Genomic DNA, 17867 nt, shown 5'->3' with positions numbered 1-17867 from the left:
CGAGCGCCTGGCAATCCTTTGCAGCAAAGGGATCGGTCCCGCCTTGTTGCGAGGCGTCTTTGCAGGATGGAACCGGCGCGAGCGTTTCGGTTCACATGGGTATAGTCCCCAGCCGTTCAGATAAGGATTTTCTGATGTTCGACTCTCGCCCGCTCCCAGGTTTCATCCCGCCTTATATCCTCAACCGAATCATCGCCCACGGCTCCGAACAACAGCGTTCCAGCGCACTCGGCACCCTGACCCATGTGCGCAGTCTGCGGCACAATCCCGGTCCGCCCGACAACGTACCTGCCGCCGCCAGACTGCCCAAGCGCGGCAAGGCCGGACATCCGCAACGCAGCGTGCATGACGCGCAGAACACCATGGAGCTGCCCGGCCAGCCGATACGCGTGGAGGGCCAGTCGGCCAGCGGCGACCCGGCCGTGGACGAAGCCTACGATGCCCTTGGCGCCACCTATGATTTTTTCTGGAAAGTCCTGGGACGCGACTCCATCGACAATAAAGGCCTGGCCCTGGTGGGCAGCGTGCACTACGGCCAGGGTTATGAAAACGCCTTCTGGAACGGCGCGCAGATGGTGTTCGGCGACGGCGATGGAGAAATCTTCCAGCGCTTCACCCGCTCCCTGGATGTGGTGGCCCACGAATTGGCCCATGGCGTGACCGAAAGCGAAGCCGGGCTGGTCTACGCCAACCAGTCCGGCGCGTTGAACGAATCCATCTCCGATGTGTTCGGCGTGCTGGTCAAGCAGTTCGTGCTCGAGCAGACCGCCGACCAGGCCGACTGGCTGATCGGCGCCGACCTGCTCACGGACAAGATCAAGGGCGATGGCCTGCGCAGCATGTCCAACCCCGGCACGGCCTACGATGACCCGCTGCTGGGCAAGGACCCGCAACCGGCGCACATGCGCGAATTCGTCATCACCCGCGAAGACAATGGCGGTGTGCACATCAACTCCGGGATCCCCAACCGAGCCTTTTATCTGGTCGCCACCACGCTGGGCGGATTTGCCTGGGAAAAGGCCGGACGGATCTGGTATGAAACCTTGTGCGACCGCAGATTGGCCAACGACGCGTCCTTCAGTGATTTCGCCCGCCTGACGGTCGAGCATGCCCGCCATCGCTTTGGAACGCCAGAGGTGCAAGCGGTGCAAGGTGCCTGGAGCAAAGTGGGCGTCGACCTGACACAGGAGAGCTGATGAAAACCCTTCCAGACCTCGACGACAACGCCGTGGTACGCCTGTCACGCCAGGGCGGCGTGGCAGCCATCCACGCCCTGACCCGCCCCCGGGAAATCGAATTCGCCCAGTGCGATATCACGCAGCGCTCGCGGATCTGTTCAGTGCTGGAAGGTTGCCTGCCGTTGGCCTCGGCCCCCTCGGGTCGAGGCGACCAGCGATTCTTCCGGATCGAAGTACGCTACCGCGCCAACGATCAGGATGACGAAATGGTGCTGCAGGTGCCCGAGGACCAGGCACCTGGCGAACTGGTTCATCTGTGGGACAAAGGTGAAGTGCTCTGAAGCTCAGCGCGTCGCAGGGGTGATTTTGAGGATCCGGCCGGAAGCGATCACCACCATCACGTATTTGTCATGGATCTGCACCCACTGCGACCCCTCATCCGGTGCTTCGAGGCCCTTTTCCTTCCAGTTCTTGATCGCTTTGTCCGCGCGCTGATATTCGGCTGGCGTACGGTCAGCTTCGACCAGCCGGCGACCATTGTTGGGCGAGTGCTCCACCGCATCGCCGGTGGCTTGAGCTGCCTGCGCCACAGGGCCGAGGGCGACGAGACCGGCAGTCAGGAACAGGCTGGCGATCAGGGTTGGTTTGCGCATGGGAAGACTCCAGTTATTCAAGGTACTGAAGTTGGGACTTCGGCGGCGGCGAAACATTCCTTTTAGTGTCTGGGCAATGCATCAGTGTTTACTGGACCCCTGCACTCCCTGTGCATCGCCACCCTCAAGCCATCTCCACCCGATGAGCCTTGCGAATATTGTGCAGAAAGCCCTCGGCGGGCAGCGGATGGCCCAACAGATAGCCTTGCAACGAATCGCAGCCCAACTGCGTCAGGAAGCTCTGTTGCACATTGGTTTCCACCCCTTCGGCGACGATCCGCAGGCCCAAGGCCTGGCCGAGGGCGACGATGGCCGACACGATGGCCGCGTCATCGCTGTCATGCTCCAGGTCTCGGACGAAACCACGGTCAATCTTCAGCTCATTGGCCGGCAGGCGCTTGAGGTACATCAGGCTTGAGTAGCCGGTACCGAAGTCGTCGATGGACAGGTCCACGCCCATGTCCGACAGTTGCTGCAATACGTTCATGCTCGCATCGGCATCGCTCATGGCGGTGGTTTCGGTGATTTCCAGGGTCAGGCTGTTGGGAGGCAGACGGTGGGTCTCCAGCGCCCTGGCCACGCTCTGCACCAGCCCCGCGTGGCAGAACTGCAACGCCGACAGGTTCACCGCGATGCGCCAGTCGGTATAGCCGAGCACATACCACTCGCGCATCTGGCGGCAGGCTTCGTTCAGCACCCATTCGCCGATGGGGATGATCAGGCCGGTCTTCTCCGCCAGGTCAATGAAGGTGTCGGGCATCAGCAGGCCCTGGGTCGGATGGGTCCAGCGCAACAGGGCTTCGGCGCCGACCGGACGGCCTTTGGCGGCATCGAACTTGGGTTGGTAGTGCAGGCTGAATTGCCGCTGCTCGACGGCGATGCGCAGGTCTTGCAGCAGTTGCAGTTGCTTACGGGCATTGTTGTTCATCGACACATCGAAGAACCGGTGGCCGTTCTTGCCCGCGCCTTTGGCGTGGTACATCGCCGCGTCCGCGTTCATCAGCAGTTCTTCGGCACTGTGACCGTTGCCCGGGTACAGCGAGATGCCGATGCTGGCGGAGATCTGCAAGTCATGCTCGGCCACCCGGAACGTACGGGCGATCAGGCTGACCTGCCGCGCGGCCAGCCGCAAGGCGTCGTCGGGCTCGGCCAGTTGCACCAACAGCACGAATTCATCGCCGCCGATCCGTGCCAGGGTGTCCTGGCTGCGCAGGTCTTCGCGCAGGCGCAGGGCCACGTCGCGCAGCAACAGATCGCCCATGTGGTGACCGAAGGCATCGTTGACCGGCTTGAAACCGTCCAGGTCGATGAACATCAATGCAAAGCAACCGCCCTGCTCCTGCACCCGGTGCATGGCCTGGCCGATACGGTCAGCCAGCAGCACGCGGTTGGGCAACCCTGTGAGGGGATCGTGCAGGGCCAGTTGGGTCAGCTCACGGTTGGCCAGGGTCAGGGATTGGGCCAGCTCGGCGGTACGGGCTTCCAGGCGCGCATCGAGGATCGACGTCAGCAAGGCAATCGCCAGCACCGCCAGGGTGGTGATCAACACCAGATTGTCCAGGCCCTTGCCGCTCAAGCCGTCCAGCGCGCCGCAGAAACTACCGTCCCGGAACTGCGCCCCGGCCATCCCGGTGTAATGCATGCCGACAATTGCGATGCCCATGAGCACCGCAGCCCCGGCGCGGGCGAGTCGCACGTGGGGCGTGTTCTGTCGCAGGCGAAAGGCGATCCATAACGCCGCCGCGCTGGCTGCGACAGCAATCACCAGCGAGGCGCCGAACAGGGTCGGGTCGTAATCGATGCCCGGCTGCATCTGCAACGCTGCCATGCCGGTGTAGTGCATGGCGCTGATGCCGGCGCCCATGATCAACGCGCCAAAGGCCAACTGCCAGGCCGGGAGCTTCGGCTGGCTGACCAGCCACAGGGCAAAGCCGCAGGAAAGCACGGCGATCAGCAAGGACAGTGCGGTGATGGAAATGTCGTAGCCCAACTCCACTGGCAAAGTGAACGCCAGCATGCCGATGAAATGCATGGACCAGACGCCCACCCCCATTGCCAACGCCCCGCCGGCCATCCACCAATGCGCGGCTCGTCCCTGGGCCGTGGCGATACGTCCGGCCAGGTCCAGCGCCGTGTAGGACGCCAGCACAGCAACGAACAGGGAAATGGAAACAAGGGCGGGGGAATAACTGCCGATGAGCATGGAATTTTTCTCGTAACTGAAAAGCCGAACTGCTTCCATGCCCGGCTGAGGGCCGGCGATTGTACTGAATCGTGTCATGGAATCACGGGGTAAATGTCAAAAAGCCATCAAAGCGCGAATATTTACGACGAAAGACACTTTTGCGTCCTTGCAGAAGCCGGCTTGCATCCCCATGGGTCCCCCACAAAGTTCTCGGGTGTTCAAAAGACCGCTTCCAACCCCAAATCCCTGTGGGAGCGAGCCTGCTCGCGATTGCGGTGGGTCAGGTCATGCAGATGTCGAATGCACCATCGCTATCGCGAGCAAGCTCGCTCCCACAAGTTCTCGGGTGTTCAAAAGACTGCTTCCAACCACAAGCCTCCTGCTCGCGATTGCGGCGGGTCAGGTCATGCAGATGTCGAATGCTCCATCGCTATCGCGAGCAGGCTCGCTCCCACAAAGTTCTGGGGTGTTCAAAAGACTGCTTCCAACCACAAGCCCCCCTGTGGGAGCGAGCCTGCTCGCGATTGCGGTGGACCCGCCATGAAGATCTCCGCACTTGCAGCTGTTCGGCTACTATCTGGCGATCGCGCCCGGCAGGATCTCCCCATGCCGGCTCCAACCACCGCCCTGGCTGACTAATCCCGATGCCCTTGCTCACCCGCACCCATCCGCGCCTGTCCATCGCCACGGTTCTCGGCCTGGCAGTCGGTGTCCTGGCTCCGGCAGATTCCATCCTCAGTAAAATCCTTATCGGCTGGAACGTCGGGGTCTGGAGTTACCTGGCACTGATGTTCTGGCTGACCGTGCGGGCCAAGGCACCCGATGTCAGGCGCATCGCCGAAATCGAAGATGAGAACGCCGGGCTGGTACTGCTGACCGTCTGCATCGCGGCGTTGGCCAGCCTGGCGACGATCACTTTCGAACTGGCCGGCAGTCGCGACCTGGATGCCAGCGCCAGACTGCTGCATTACGGCTTCACGGCCATGACTGTCATCGGCTCATGGCTGCTGATCGGGGTGATCTTCAGCGTCCATTACGCGAAGCTGTATTACACCTGGAACGGCAAGGAACCGGCGCTGCGCTTTGCCGAAGGGCTGAGCAGCCCCAACTATTGGGACTTCCTGTATTTCTCGTTCACCATCGGCGTCGCAGTACAGACCTCCGACGTGGGGGTCGCGACACGGCAGTTGCGCAAGATCGTGCTGGCGCAATCGTTGATCGGGTTTGTGTTCAACACGGCGATCCTGGGGTTTTCGATCAATATTGCGGCGGGGTTGTTTGGGTGACGGGGGCCGATTCTCGGCCCAGCGGGAGCCAGCTCCTCCCTCGCCACAGGGTCAAAAGCGGGTGGGTAGCCGCAGCCTGAAGCGGGCGCCGCCCAGTGGCGAGGCTTCAGCAGTCAGTGTGCCGCCCTGGGCCTCCAGGGCGCGACGGCTGATTGCCAGGCCGAGGCCGAAGCCACCGGTGGCGCGGTCGCGGCTGCGGTCCAGACGGTAGAACGGCTCGAACACCCGTTCGCGCTCGTCGTCGGGGATGCCGATACCGTCATCGTCGACCCAGATTTCGCAGCCCTGGTCGCTGACCAGCACCCCTACCTGGATCCGTTTCTCGCAATAGCGCATGGCATTGCGCAACAGGTTCTGCAAGGCCCGGGCGGTCAGGCGCGGGTCCAGCACGAAACGCTCCAGCGTGCCATGCAGCAACACATCGATCACTACGTCCGGCGCCGCCAGGTCCTCGTCGACGCTGCCCAGGATGCTGTCGATGAATTCGTCCAGCGCCACATCGACCCGCTCGGGCAGCCGCTCAGGGTTCTGCAGACGGCTGTAGGACAACAATTCCAGCACCAGCTCATCCAGCTCGCGGATGTGCGCGACCAAGCCTTGCAGGCGCTCCCGGCTGGCCGGCGGCAGCTCATCGGACAGTGCCAGCGCCAGGCCGAAGTCGAGCCGGGTCAGGGGCGTGCGCAGCTCGTGGGACACCGCGTTGAGCAGGTCCCGTTGCTGGTTGAGCAGCTTCTCGATGTCTCCGGCCATGGTATCGAACACGTGGGCCAGACTGCCGATATTCGAACTGGAGGCGATGTGCGTGCGCTCGCTCAAATGCCCTTTACCGAAGCGCTCGGCAGTACGCCTGAGCCGCTCCAGATCGCGCCAGTGCGGCCGCAGCCACAGCAGCAGGCAGGCCAGCATCGTCGCGCCGATCAGCACGTTGATGCTCCAGTACAACCAGTTGACGTCGGTCGGATCCGGCGGAACGATCATCTTGACCGCCGTCTGACCGTCCAACGGCGAAACTGCCAGGGTTCGCCAGGCCCAGTCGCCGAGGCGCACCACGTTCTCGCCACGCTTGAGACGCGCCTGCTCATTGGCCGTGAAGCCTTGATCGTCGATGGGCGCCAGCTCGATGCGCAGCGGCTCGAAGTCCTTGTCCATCTGCGCCGCCAACGCCGGCCACTGTTCGTTGGGCACAGCGTGAAACTGCTTGACCAACAAGGTTTGCAAGCCACGGGAATAATCGAGGTTGTAGGTTACAAAACGGTCCTGGAACAGGCGGATCACCAGCTCCGGCATCAAATACATCGCCGCGCTGTAGGAGACGATAGTGACCAGGTAAAGTCGGATCAGCAGCTTCCACATCAGCTCAGCATTCCCACTCGGAACGACTGAAAAGATAGCCTTTGCCCCAGACGGTCTTGATCTTGCGCGCTTCGTCGGCGTTGTCGTCGAACTTGCGCCGCAACTTGGAAATCGCCACGTCCACCGAGCGGTCGGTGCCGTTGAACTCGATGCCGCGCAGACGTTGCAGGATCTGGTCGCGGCTCAGCACCTCGCCGGCATGGCGGGCCAGCACCACCAACAGGTTGTACTCGCCACTGGACAGGTCCACCGCTTGCCCGCGCCAGGTCACGGTGCGCTCGGACAAATCGATGCACAGGTTGCCAATCAGTATGCGGTCGCTGGCCGTCTGCGGCTCGGTGAGGCTGCTGCGTCGCAACAAGGTCCGCACCCGCGCCAGCAAAACGCGAGGCTCGCAGGGCTTGGTGACATAGTCGTCGGCGCCCATTTCCAGACCGAGCACCTGGTCGTGGCTGTCGTCCCGGGCGGTGAGCATCAGGATCGGCAGCGTCGCCGAATCGGCCCGCAGCAACCGGCAGACCTGCAGGCCGTCCAGGCCCGGCAGCATCAAGTCGAGGATGACCAGGTCCGGCGGATCGACCCGGGCCCGCTCGCGCACCTGATCGCCACGGCTGAGCACGCTGACCTGATAGCCGTTGCGCTCCAGGTAACTGGCGATCAGTTCGCAGAGGGCGGGGTCGTCTTCGACCAGGAGGATGTTGGGCATAGGTGTTTCCAGAAAGTACGGTGGCGCCAGAGATACCGCTATCGCGAGCAGGCTCGCTCCCACATTTGATCTGCGTACGACTTGTGGGAGCGAGCCTGCTCGCGATGAGGCGCTACCCGGCGCAGAAGTCTCAAGCTGCCAAGGATATACGCCCCCACCCGCCCCCGAGCAAACCCCTTACACAATTTCACATACCCCCTACAAAGCTTTACCGATCCCCCCGCCCCGCCCCCGTAGCATGGCACGGTTCATTATTGGGGAAGCACCATGCCAAAGAACCCTTTCGCCACCCTGGGCCTGTTGCTCGGCGCCCTGCTGCTGAGCGGCTGCGATGGCCCGTCGGCTCCAGAGGACGCCGCGCCACTGGCGACTGTGGCGGTCGAGACCATCGAGGCCCGACCACTGTCCATCAGCAGCGAACTGAGCGGGCGCATCGCCGCGCCGCGGATCGCCGAGGTGCGCGCACGGGTGCCCGGCGTGGTCTTGCAGCGCGTCTTTCGCGAAGGCAGCGATGTGAAGAAAGGCGACGTGCTGTTCCGCATCGACCCGGCGCCGCTCAAGGCTGACCTGGGCAGCGCCGAAGCCGCGCTGCGCAAGGCCGAGGCCAATGCGTTCCAGGCCCGCTTGCAGGAACAGCGCTACGCGCGCTTGACCGAAGACAACGCCATCAGCGCCCAGGACTACGACAATGCCCGCGCCGCAGCACGCCAGACCGCCGCTGACGTCGCAGCCAACAAGGCCGCCGTGGAGCGGGCGCGGCTGAACCTGGGCTATGCCACGGTGACCGCGCCGATTGCCGGGCGCATCGGCCGCGCCCTGGTGACTGAAGGCGCTCTGGTAGGGCAGAACGAAACCACGCCACTGGCGCTGATCCAGCAATTGGACCCGATCCACGCCGACCTCACCCAATCGACCCGTGAGCTCAACGAACTGCGTCGGGCCCTGCGCTCCGGCCAGTTGCAACAGGTCGGCCAGGGCCAGGCCAAGGCGACGCTGATTCAGGATGACGGCAGCCTCTATCCGCTGCCGGGCAAGCTGCTGTTCACCGACATCAGCGTCGATCCGGGCACCGGCCAGATCACCCTGCGCAGCGAATTTCCCAACCCGGATCTGGATTTGCTGCCGGGCAGTTTCGTGCGTGTACGCCTGGAGCAGGCCGTAGACCGCCAAGGCATCAGCGTGCCGCAACGGGCCATCCAGCGCGACAGCGCGGGCATCGCCCAAGTGTTGCTGGTAGACGCCCAGCAACAAATCAGCCTGCAAGCGGTGGAACTGGGCCCCGTGCATGACGACCGCTGGATCGTCACTCACGGCCTCAAGCCCGGTGACCGCATCGTCGTAGAAGGTCTGCAACACGCCCGTCCCGGTGAAAAAGTCCGGATCGACGACGCTCCACTCGCCCAGGCACCGGCCCAGTAACCAGGAAACGTCCTATGCCGCAGTTCTTTATCGACCGCCCGGTGTTCGCCTGGGTGGTTGCGTTGTTCATTCTCCTGGCCGGTGCCCTTGCCATTCCAAAGCTGCCAGTGGCGCAGTACCCGGACGTCGCGCCGCCGCAGATCGAGATCTCCGCCACCTACCCGGGCGCTTCGGCGCAGACCGTGGACGAAAGCGTGGTCAGCCTGATCGAGGAAGAGCTCAACGGTGCCGACCACCTGCTGTACTTCGGCTCCCAGAGCAGCCTCGGCAGCGCCACGATCACCGCGACCTTTCAACCTGGTACGAATCCGGAACTGGCTCAGGTCGATGTGCAGAACCGCCTCAAGGCCGTGGAGTCGCGCCTGCCCCAGTCAGTCACCCAGCAAGGCTTGCAGGTGGAAAAGGTCTCGGCCGGTTTCCTGTTGCTGATCACCCTCACCTCCAGCGACGGCAAGCTCGACGACGTGGCCCTCAGCGATTACCTGGCGCGTAACGTGATGAACGAGATCAAGCGCCTGGATGGCGTCGGCAAGGCGCAGTTGTACGGTGCCGAGCGGGCGATGCGGATCTGGGTCGATCCGCAGAAACTGTTGAGCTTCAACCTGACGCCGGCGGACGTCAACGCGGCCATCGTCGCCCAGAACGCCCAGGTGTCGGCGGGCAGTATCGGCGACCTGCCGAGCCGTACCACCCAGGAAATCACCGCGACGATCATGGTCAAGGGGCAGCTGTCGACGCCTGAGGAATTTGCCGACATTGTGCTCAAGGCCAATCCCGACGGCTCCACCGTGCGCATCGGCGATGTGGCTCGGGTCGAAATCGGCAGCCAGGAATATCAATTCTCCACCCGCCTCAACGGCAAGCCCTCCACCGCTGTGGGCGTGCAATTGTCGCCGGGGGCCAATGCCCTGAACACCGCCACGCTGGTGCGGGCCAAAATGGACGAGCTGGCGCGGTATTTCCCGGCCGGCGTGCAATACAAGATCCCGTACGACACCTCGCCCTTCGTCAAGGTCTCGATCACCAAGGTGGTCTACACCCTCGGCGAGGCGATGCTGCTGGTGTTCGCGGTGATGTTTCTGTTCCTGCAGAACATCCGCTACACCCTGATCCCGACGCTGGTGGTGCCGGTGGCGCTGATGGGCACCTTTGCCACCATGCTGGCTCTGGGTTTTTCCATCAACGTGCTGACCATGTTCGGCATGGTGCTGGCCATCGGCATCCTGGTGGACGATGCCATCGTCGTGGTGGAAAACGTCGAGCGGATCATGGCCAGCGAAGGCCTGACGCCCAAGCAAGCCACACGCAAGGCGATGCGCCAGATCACCGGTGCGATCATCGGCATTACGCTGGTGCTGGTGGCGGTGTTCATCCCGATGGCGTTCATGCAAGGCTCGGTGGGCGTGATCTACCGGCAGTTCTCGCTGTCCATGGCGACCTCGATCCTGTTTTCAGCCTTCCTCGCGCTGACCTTGACCCCAGCCCTTTGCGCGACCTTGCTCAAGCCCATCAGCCAGGGCGAGCACCACGCCAAGGGCGGATTCTTCGGCTGGTTCAACCGACGTTTCGAGCAACTGGGTGATCGCTATCAGGGCTGGGTGACCTATGCGCTCAAGCGTACCGGGCGCTACCTGTTGATCTACGGCGTGCTGCTGGTGGGCATGGGCCTGTTGTTCAGTCGCCTGCCCTCCTCGTTCCTGCCGGTGGAGGACCAGGGCTATACCATCACTGACATCCAGCTGCCGCCCGGCGCCAGCAAGAACCGCACGGTGCAGGTGGTCGAGCAGATCGAGGCGCACAACGCCGGCGAACCGGGCGTGGGTGACAGCACGGTGATCCTGGGCTTCAGTTTTTCCGGCAGCGGGCAGAACGCCGCGCTGGCCTTTACCACGCTCAAGGACTGGGCGGAGCGTGGCAGCGACGACTCGGCCGGCTCGATTGCCGAGCGCGCCAACATGGCCTTCGGCAACATCAAGGATGCCATGGTCTTCGCGGTGCTGCCGCCGCCGGTGGATGGCCTGGGTACTTCCAGTGGCTTCGAGTTCCGCTTGCAGGATCGTGGCGGCCTCGGCCACGCCACGCTGATGCAGGCCCGCGACGAACTGCTCGCAGCTGCGGAAAAAAGCCCGGTGCTGGCGAACGTCCGCGAGAGCGCCCTGGCCGAAGCACCGCAAGTGCAGTTGGAGGTGGATCGCAAACAGGCCAACGCGTTGGGCGTGTCCTTTGCCGATGTCGGCAATGTGCTGGCGACGGCGGTCGGTTCGGCCTACATCAACGACTTCCCCAATCAGGGGCGGATGCAACGGGTGGTGGTCCAGGCCGAGGGTGACCAGCGTAGCCAGGTCGAGGATCTGCTGAAGATCCATGTGCGCAACGACGCCGGGAAAATGGTCCCGCTGTCGGCGTTTGTCCGAGCCAAGTGGACCCAGGGCCCGGCGCAATTGACTCGCTACAATGGCTACCCGGCCATCGCCATTTCCGGCGAACCGGCGCCCGGCCACAGCACTGGCGAGGCCATGGCCGAGATCGAGCGGCTGGTAGCCCTCGGTCCGCTCGGCCTGGGCCAGGAATGGACCGGGCTGTCCTTGCAGGAACGCCTGTCCGGCAGCCAGGCACCGATCCTGCTCGGTTTGTCGTTGCTGGTGGTGTTCCTGTGCCTGGCGGCGCTGTACGAGAGCTGGTCCATCCCCACATCGGTGTTGCTGGTGGTCCCGCTGGGCGTGCTTGGCGCAGTACTGGCGGTGTCGTTGCGCGGCATGCCCAACGATGTGTTCTTCAAGGTCGGGCTGGTGACCATCATTGGCCTGTCGGCGAAGAACGCGATCCTGATCATCGAATTCGCCAAGAGCCTCTACGATGAAGGCCACGACCTGATCGACGCCACGCTCCAGGCCGCACGCCTGCGCCTGCGGCCGATCATCATGACGTCCCTGGCCTTCATCCTTGGCGTGGTGCCGCTGGCAATCGCGACGGGAGCCAGTTCGGCAAGCCAGCAGGCCATCGGGACGGGGGTGATTGGCGGGATGATCAGCGCTACCTTGGCGGTCATATTTGTGCCGGTGTTTTTCGTTGGGGTGATGAGGCTGGTGGGTAGGTCCGGTGCCAGGTCAGTCGATCCTGAGGCTGACTGATGCACCGCTGTCGCGAGCAGGCTCGCTCCCACAGGGGGCCGGTGGTGTGCTCAAGTCTTGCAGGCATGCCTGAAGCGCTGTGGGAGCGGAGAAAGCTCGACTCCCACAGCCGGTGAGGCTGTTCACAAATCCTGCGTTCGTCACAAATCCCCTGTGGGAGCGAGCCTGCTCGCGATGAGGCCATCGAGCCCCCACATCGCCCCTCAGGCCCGCCGCTCCTGCAACAAGCCCTCCGCGCACGAGACGATCCGCTGGCAGGCATCCGCCAGTTTCAGCTGATCGACCACCAACCCGATGCGGATATGCCCCGCCGCACTGGGACCAAAGGCTTCGCCGGCCAGCACCGACACGCCATAACCCTCCAGCAGGTGTTCGGCAAAGGCCTGTGCGTCGAGGCCGGTCGGGCGCACGTCCACCATCACGAACATCCCGCCATCGGGCCGCACCGGCTTGAGCCCGGAGCACTCACCCAGCGCGGCACACACCAGGTCCCGGCGCCGACGGTACTCTTCGCACATATGCGCCACCTCGGGCAGATCCGTATCCAACGCCACCTGCGCCGCACGTTGCACGAAATCCGGCAAACCGAACAGCATGCACAGCGACAGGTTCGCCAGATGTCCGGCCAGCGATTGCGGCCCGATCACCCAGCCGATCCGCCAACCGGTCATGGCATGGGACTTGGACAGGCTGTTGATGGTCGCGGTGCGCTCGGCCATGCCCGGCAGGCTGGCCGGACTGATGTGCTCGCCTTCGTACAGCAGGTCGCTGTAGACCTCGTCGCTGATCATCCACAAATCATGTTCGATGCATAGCCGCGCCAACCCTTGCCAGGTTGGCAACGGCAGACTGGCACCGGACGGATTGTTCGGGCTGTTGAGCAACATCGCCCGGGTGCGCGAGGTGATCAGCCGCGCCACATCCGCCGGCTCGACCCGAAAGCCGTTTTCCGGGCGCACCGGCACTGGCACCACCTTCGCTCCACAGGCACCGAACACGGCTTCGTAGGTGACATACATCGGCTCGGCGACGATCACTTCGTCGCCGGGATCGAGCAGGCATTGCGCAACCGCGAATACCCCGCACTGTGCCCCCGGCAGCATCGTCACGTGGCTGGCCTCGACCCATTGGCCGCATCGCTCGCGGTGGCGCCGGGCAATGCTCTGGCGCAGCCCGTGCAGGCCGCGAACGTCGGAATAATGCGTCTCCCCGGCCCGCAAACTGCCCACGGCCGCATCGACGATGGCCCGCGGCGTGTCGAAATCCGGATCGCCCACCGACAACAGCAGCACGTCCATGCCCTGCTCGCGCATGGCCAGTGCCCGGTCGTGAATCTGCCAGGCGGCGGCGCCATCGCCGGTGATGCGTTGGGTCAAGGCTGAAAAGCGCATGTACGTCTCCTGATTGCGCGGGGTCCAGCCTCAACCCTATCTCAAATCACAAACCGCGCCACCATCGCATTCAAACCCACCGCCAGACGCGACAGCTCATGAGTGGCGTCGCTGGTCTGCTGCGCGCCACTGGCCGACTGGGTGGCGAGGTCACGGATGTTGACCAGGTTGCGGTCCACCTCGCGGGAAACCTGGGCCTGTTCCTCCGAAGCGCTGGCGATCACCAGGTTGCGCTCGTTGATCTGATGGATCGACTGGGTGATCTGCTCCAAGGCCACGCCGGCGGCCCGGGCCAACTCCAGGGTACTCTGGGTACGCTGGTTGCTTTGCTGCATCGATTGCACGGCCTCGCCGGTGCCGTTCTGGATGCCGGCAACCATTTTTTCGATTTCCTGGGTCGATTGCGCAGTACGGTGGGCCAAGGCCCGGACCTCGTCGGCCACTACCGCGAAACCGCGCCCGGCCTCCCCGGCGCGGGCAGCTTCGATGGCGGCGTTGAGCGCCAGCAGGTTGGTCTGTTCGGCGATGGCGCGGATCACGTCGAGCACCTTGCCGATGTCTCGCCCCTGGACCGCCAGGCCTTCGATCATCGAAGCGGTGGCTTGCACGTCATGGGTCATGGTCTGGATCGCATCGACGGTTTCCACTACACGGGTGCGGCCTTCGCGAGCCGCCTGGGTCGACTGGTTCGAAGCCTCGGAAGTGGACACGGCATTGCGGGCCACCTCTTCCACCGCCGCGGTCATCTCGTTGACGGCGGTGGCGGCCTGTTCGATTTCGTTGTGCTGCTGTTGCAGGCCCCGTGAGGATTCCTGGGTCACCGCGCTGAGCTCTTCGGCTGCTGCCCCCAACTGAGTGGCAGAACCGGCAATCTGTTCGATGGTCTTGCGCAGGCTGGCTTGCATATCGGCCAGCGCCTTGAGCAAGCGGCCGGGTTCGTCCTTGCCGTCATCGGTGATGACCTGGACCAGGTTGCCGCCGGCAATGGTGCGAGCGGCCTCCAGCGCGCGATTGAGGGGGGTGACGATGCTTCGGGTCAGCAGCAAGGCCAATGCCACGGTGGCCAGGGCGGCAATGACCGAGACGATAACGATGCCGGTAATGGCGCTGTCGTAGTGTTCGCCGGCATTGGCCGCCGCCTCGCCCGCGCCGGCCACATTGATCGCGATGAGCTTGTTGAGCTGCTCACCCATCAGATCGGTGCCTTCCTTGATTTTGGTGTTGATGTGGGCACGCAGCTCGTCGACCTTGTTCTGGCGCGACAGGTCGAGCATATCCCTCTGGGCCTGCAGGTACTTTTCCAGGGTGGCGGAAAAGGTCTTATACAGTTCGGCCTCTTGCGCAGTGGTTGGCAACGCGGCGTAGCTGCTGTTGGCCTTGTTCAATTTTTCCGTCAGCACGCCAATGCGGGTCTCGGCTTCGGCAAGGCTGGCCGGGTCGCGGTTGACTAGGATCCGGAACGAGAGGATACGCATGCGCAGCACGTTTTCCATCACATTGGCCAGGTAGCCGATGCTGGGCACTTGAGTGTGTTCCATGTCCACCGAAGCCTGGCGGATGACCGACATGCGATTGGCGGCGAACACGCCGAGGAGGATCACCAGCAGGGCGATGACGGTGAAGCCGAGAAAGGCTCGGGGCGCGATGTTCAGGCTACGTAGGGACATGGGAGACCTCGGGCGTTGGGGTCGAGCATCCATGCAGGAAGGCGCGTTGGTTGAAATATTTGTTTGTGCGCTTAACCCGTTATCGGCTGGGCTTCAGGTTTTTGCAGGGGGTTGTAAAAATATATTTCACAGACGTTTTTTGTGGCGAGGGAGCTTGCTCCCGCTGGACTGCGCAGCAGTCCCATCCTTACGGTCGCTGCGCAACCGAGCGGGAGCAAGCTCCCTCGCCACGGGGGATTTGCGCCAGGCGGGCTATTGCGCCGCGATCCGCCAGAGCCGGGCAACATCCCGGGCGCGCTCGGTTAGCAGACGTGGGGCCTCGGCGCAGGCGTCTTGCAAGGTCATCGGCCCGCTGGTCAAGGCAAAGGCCGCGTCGATGCCGTGTTCATACAGTGCGTCATAGCCCTCTCCCAGCGTGCCGGCGATGACCACCACCGGTACGCCGTGCTCACGGGCAATGCGGGCCACGCCAAAGGGAGTCTTGCCACGCAGGGTCTGGGCGTCGAAACGGCCCTCACCGGTGATCACCAGGTCGGCGCCGTTGATCGCTTCGGCCAGGCCGGTCAGTTGTGCAACCACATCGACGCCGGTGCGAAATTGCGCCCCCAGGAAAGCCTTGGCCGCGAAGCCCAGGCCACCGGCGGCGCCACTGCCCGGTTCGTCGCGGACATCCTTGTTCAACGCCTGGGCACAATGTTCGGCAAAGTGGCCCAAGGCCTGATCCAGTTGCCGCACCTGCTCGACCGAAGCACCTTTCTGCGGACCGAAGACCGCGGAGGCACCGTGGGGCCCGCACAGCGGGTTATCGACGTCGGCGGCGATCTCGAAACTGACCTGGACCAGGCGCGGGTCCAAGCCACTCAGGTCGATGCGCGACAGTTTTGCCAGGGCCAGGCCGCCGGGTGGCAGCGGGTTGTCCTGTTCATCGAGCAACGCCACGCCGAGCGCCTGCATTGCACCGGCTCCGCCGTCATTGGTGGCGCTGCCGCCGATGGCCAGGATCACCCGCCCGGCGCCCGCGTCCAACGCGGCGCGAATCAGCTCACCCGTGCCGTAGGTGCTGCTGATGCAAGCATCCCGCTGCCCCGGCGGCACCAACTGCAAACCGCTGGCCTCCGCCATTTCGATGATCGCGGTGCGACTCTCGGACAACCAGCCCCAGCGCGCCTCGACGGCGACACCCAGCGGACCCTGGACCCGGTTGCGTCGCCACTGGCCGTTGCAGGCAGCCAGTACCGATTCCACCGTCCCTTCCCCGCCGTCAGCCATCGGGCACTTGACCAACCGCGCATCGGGCCAGACCTGGGCCAGCCCCCGGGCAATCGCATCGGCCACGCCCTGGGCGCTGAGGCTGTCCTTGAACGAGTCGGGGGCGATGATTATTTTCATTTTATTCTCCGGTTCCGATGCACAGCATGCTGCCAGCTGACCGCCACCGTGACGCCGGTCTGCCGCACAAAAGACTGGGGGGATTATTGTTCAATTTTACAAAGGGTGGGTTCGGTCGCGGGAGTCGTTGTGCTGCCGAAGGCCTCATCGCGAGCAGGCTCGCTCCCACAGGGGAACTGTTGTGAACTCCGGTCCTGCGTGCAACGCCGATCCACTGTGGGAGCGAGCCTGCTCGCGATAGCGGTATGGCTGGCACTCCCCGGTTGAATGGACCTCCGCCGTCGCGAGCAGGCTCGCCCCCACAGGGTCATAGCGGTGGGCTTTCGGTTTGCGGCAACAACTGCACCCCCAGGTACAACGCCAGCATCCCATCCAGCCGCAACGGGTCGACGCCGCTGAGTTCGGCGATGCGTTCCATGCGATAGCGCAGGCTGTTGCGATGAATGCCCAGGGCTTCGGCGCAGGCCTGGCTCTGGCCGTCGTGGTCGCACCAGCAGCGCAGGGTCGCGAGCAACTGGCCGTTGCTGTCCTTGGCGATGACCTTGCGCAACGGTGTCAGCAGTTCGTCGAGGGCATCGTCGCTGCGATGGCGCCAGAGCAGCACCGGCAGGCGATAACGGCTGAGGGCCAACAGCCGTGATTGCGGCAATACATCGCGTCCGTAGGCCAGCAGGTCGGCCACCCGCCGATAGCACCGGCGCAACCCCGCCAGTCCCTCAGCCTGCCCACCTACCGCTATGCGCAGAATGCTCCAACCCAACCCATCGAGCTTGCCCAGCAACCGCTCGTTCTCCACCGAAGCGCTGACCGGCCGGCACCAGAGCAACGAGGATTTCGACGAGGTCAGGCACCAGCTGTCCGGGTAGCGGGACATCAACCAGGCGCTCAAGGTCTCGACGGTCTGCCCTGGCCCGTGTTCCAGGCCCAGTTCGAACAGATACGGCACCCGAGACAATTGTGGCTTGAGGCCCATCTGCCGCGCTTCGTCCAACAGCCGCGGCGAGTCACCGGCATCGCCCAGCAACAACGCCAGCAAATCATCGCAGCGCTGGCGGCGCCATTGCTGCTCGGCCTGCTGGTTGCGCTGAGCCAGCAGCATCTCGGCGGTCATGCGCACCAGTTCGGCATAGGTGCGCAACTGCTCAGGCTGGCCGGTGATGCCCAACACGCCGATCAGCCTTTGATCGAGCATCAGCGGCAGGTTGATTCCCGGTTGCACGCCCTTGAGGTGCTGCGCCGTGTGTTCGTCGATCTCCACCACCCGACCGTTGGCCAGCACCAGTTGCGCGCCCTCATGCCGGGTATTGACCCGTTCACGCTCGCCACTGCCGAGGATCAGACCCTGGTTGTCCATGACGTTGACGTTAAACGGCAGGATCGCCATCGCCCGGTCGACGATGTCCTGCGCCAGGTCGTGATCGAGTTCGAACATCAGCGGGTTCCTTGCAGCGGCGTTGATGGTTATTTTTGAGCGTCATGCCCGAACGTTGGTCAGACGCACAGGCTCTT

The 17867-nt window shown here is 63.8% G+C and carries 13 protein-coding genes and 1 pseudogene; 5 read left to right on the top strand and 9 right to left on the bottom strand.

The genetic code is table 11. The annotated features are described in order from the left end of the window. Positions 1 to 134: 134 nt before the first annotated feature. Together ACLEJQ_RS23970 and ACLEJQ_RS23965 are read left to right on the top strand one after the other, a co-directional pair. Positions 135 to 1196: a M4 family metallopeptidase gene (locus tag ACLEJQ_RS23970; protein ID WP_440799111.1), complete on the top strand. Its 1062-nt coding sequence runs from the start codon at positions 135 to 137 to the stop codon at positions 1194 to 1196. Continuing rightward, complete coding sequence (locus ACLEJQ_RS23965) at positions 1196 to 1519, top strand: protealysin inhibitor emfourin (protein WP_440799109.1); 324 nt, start codon at positions 1196 to 1198, stop codon at positions 1517 to 1519. Before ACLEJQ_RS23970 ends, ACLEJQ_RS23965 begins: the two co-directional genes overlap by 1 nt. A gap of 3 nt (positions 1520 to 1522) precedes the next feature. On the opposite strand, the gene ACLEJQ_RS23960 is transcribed toward ACLEJQ_RS23965, so the two are convergent. After that, positions 1523 to 1831, bottom strand: coding sequence for an RcnB family protein (locus tag ACLEJQ_RS23960; RefSeq protein ID WP_440799107.1), 309 nt, complete (start codon positions 1829 to 1831; stop codon positions 1523 to 1525). 124 nt (positions 1832 to 1955) lie between these two features. Further along, complete coding sequence (locus tag ACLEJQ_RS23955; protein ID WP_440799105.1) at positions 1956 to 4034, bottom strand: putative bifunctional diguanylate cyclase/phosphodiesterase; 2079 nt, start codon at positions 4032 to 4034, stop codon at positions 1956 to 1958. A gap of 626 nt (positions 4035 to 4660) precedes the next feature. On the opposite strand from ACLEJQ_RS23955, the gene ACLEJQ_RS23950 reads away from it, so the two are divergent. Beyond that, a complete protein-coding gene (locus ACLEJQ_RS23950; RefSeq protein WP_440799103.1) occupies positions 4661 to 5302 on the top strand; it encodes a DUF1345 domain-containing protein in 642 nt (213 codons plus the stop codon). 51 nt (positions 5303 to 5353) lie between these two features. Here ACLEJQ_RS23950 and ACLEJQ_RS23945 read toward each other — a convergent pair whose 3' ends face one another. Together ACLEJQ_RS23945 and ACLEJQ_RS23940 are read right to left on the bottom strand one after the other, a co-directional pair. Next, the gene (locus ACLEJQ_RS23945; protein WP_440799101.1) at positions 5354 to 6655 is read right to left on the bottom strand and encodes an ATP-binding protein; all 1302 of its coding nucleotides are present in this window, start codon (positions 6653 to 6655) and stop codon (positions 5354 to 5356) included. 4 nt (positions 6656 to 6659) lie between these two features. Next, complete coding sequence (locus ACLEJQ_RS23940; protein ID WP_440799099.1) at positions 6660 to 7361, bottom strand: response regulator; 702 nt, start codon at positions 7359 to 7361, stop codon at positions 6660 to 6662. A 267-nt stretch (positions 7362 to 7628) separates the two neighbouring features. Here ACLEJQ_RS23940 and ACLEJQ_RS23935 point away from each other — a divergent pair, with 267 nt between their 5' ends. Then, the gene (locus tag ACLEJQ_RS23935) at positions 7629 to 8780 is read left to right on the top strand and encodes an efflux RND transporter periplasmic adaptor subunit (RefSeq protein ID WP_440799097.1); all 1152 of its coding nucleotides are present in this window, start codon (positions 7629 to 7631) and stop codon (positions 8778 to 8780) included. 14 nt (positions 8781 to 8794) lie between these two features. Then, positions 8795 to 11911, top strand: a complete 3117-nt coding sequence (locus ACLEJQ_RS23930; protein WP_440799095.1) for a multidrug efflux RND transporter permease subunit — start codon at positions 8795 to 8797, stop codon at positions 11909 to 11911. A 203-nt stretch (positions 11912 to 12114) separates the two neighbouring features. Here the strand turns inward: ACLEJQ_RS23930 and ACLEJQ_RS23925 are convergent, their stop codons facing one another. The 5 genes and pseudogenes from ACLEJQ_RS23925 to ACLEJQ_RS23905 all read right to left on the bottom strand — a co-directional run bounded on the left by ACLEJQ_RS23925 (position 12115) and on the right by ACLEJQ_RS23905 (position 17790). Next, positions 12115 to 13302 carry a pyridoxal phosphate-dependent aminotransferase gene (locus tag ACLEJQ_RS23925; protein ID WP_440799093.1) on the bottom strand — a complete coding sequence of 396 codons (1188 nt, stop codon included), beginning with the start codon at positions 13300 to 13302 and terminating at the stop codon, positions 12115 to 12117. A 41-nt stretch (positions 13303 to 13343) separates the two neighbouring features. After that, positions 13344 to 14207 (bottom strand): methyl-accepting chemotaxis protein, encoded by an 864-nt coding sequence (locus tag ACLEJQ_RS23920; protein ID WP_440799142.1) that lies wholly within the window; start codon positions 14205 to 14207, stop codon positions 13344 to 13346. Beyond that, positions 14202 to 14969: pseudogene (locus tag ACLEJQ_RS23915) on the bottom strand (MCP four helix bundle domain-containing protein); the annotation flags it as partial. The gene ACLEJQ_RS23920 and the pseudogene ACLEJQ_RS23915, both read right to left, overlap by 6 nt. Positions 14970 to 15221: 252 nt before the next feature. Continuing rightward, positions 15222 to 16358: a glycerate kinase gene (locus ACLEJQ_RS23910; protein ID WP_440799091.1), complete on the bottom strand. Its 1137-nt coding sequence runs from the start codon at positions 16356 to 16358 to the stop codon at positions 15222 to 15224. 307 nt (positions 16359 to 16665) lie between these two features. Beyond that, a complete protein-coding gene (locus tag ACLEJQ_RS23905; RefSeq protein WP_440799089.1) occupies positions 16666 to 17790 on the bottom strand; it encodes a sugar diacid recognition domain-containing protein in 1125 nt (374 codons plus the stop codon). Positions 17791 to 17867 lie beyond the last annotated feature (77 nt).

The sequence above is a fragment of the Pseudomonas sp. SMV71 genome (assembly GCF_052042015.1).
Classification (GTDB): domain Bacteria; phylum Pseudomonadota; class Gammaproteobacteria; order Pseudomonadales; family Pseudomonadaceae; genus Aquipseudomonas.
The sequence above is the reverse complement of the archived record's forward strand: the minus strand, read 5'-3'. Positions and strand labels throughout refer to the sequence as shown.

What these genes read in the sequence shown, in the direction of transcription:
- ACLEJQ_RS23970 (WP_440799111.1), top strand. Translation starts at nt 135, where the DNA reads ATGTTCGACTCTCGCCCGCTCCCAGGTTTCATCCCGCCTTATATCCTC.
- ACLEJQ_RS23965 (WP_440799109.1), top strand. Translation starts at nt 1,196, where the DNA reads ATGAAAACCCTTCCAGACCTCGACGACAACGCCGTGGTACGCCTGTCA.
- ACLEJQ_RS23960 (WP_440799107.1), bottom strand. Translation starts at nt 1,831, where the DNA reads ATGCGCAAACCAACCCTGATCGCCAGCCTGTTCCTGACTGCCGGTCTC.
- ACLEJQ_RS23955 (WP_440799105.1), bottom strand. Translation starts at nt 4,034, where the DNA reads ATGCTCATCGGCAGTTATTCCCCCGCCCTTGTTTCCATTTCCCTGTTC.
- ACLEJQ_RS23950 (WP_440799103.1), top strand. Translation starts at nt 4,661, where the DNA reads ATGCCCTTGCTCACCCGCACCCATCCGCGCCTGTCCATCGCCACGGTT.
- ACLEJQ_RS23945 (WP_440799101.1), bottom strand. Translation starts at nt 6,655, where the DNA reads ATGTGGAAGCTGCTGATCCGACTTTACCTGGTCACTATCGTCTCCTAC.
- ACLEJQ_RS23940 (WP_440799099.1), bottom strand. Translation starts at nt 7,361, where the DNA reads ATGCCCAACATCCTCCTGGTCGAAGACGACCCCGCCCTCTGCGAACTG.
- ACLEJQ_RS23935 (WP_440799097.1), top strand. Translation starts at nt 7,629, where the DNA reads ATGCCAAAGAACCCTTTCGCCACCCTGGGCCTGTTGCTCGGCGCCCTG.
- ACLEJQ_RS23930 (WP_440799095.1), top strand. Translation starts at nt 8,795, where the DNA reads ATGCCGCAGTTCTTTATCGACCGCCCGGTGTTCGCCTGGGTGGTTGCG.
- ACLEJQ_RS23925 (WP_440799093.1), bottom strand. Translation starts at nt 13,302, where the DNA reads ATGCGCTTTTCAGCCTTGACCCAACGCATCACCGGCGATGGCGCCGCC.
- ACLEJQ_RS23920 (WP_440799142.1), bottom strand. Translation starts at nt 14,207, where the DNA reads ATGCAAGCCAGCCTGCGCAAGACCATCGAACAGATTGCCGGTTCTGCC.
- ACLEJQ_RS23910 (WP_440799091.1), bottom strand. Translation starts at nt 16,358, where the DNA reads ATGAAAATAATCATCGCCCCCGACTCGTTCAAGGACAGCCTCAGCGCC.
- ACLEJQ_RS23905 (WP_440799089.1), bottom strand. Translation starts at nt 17,790, where the DNA reads ATGTTCGAACTCGATCACGACCTGGCGCAGGACATCGTCGACCGGGCG.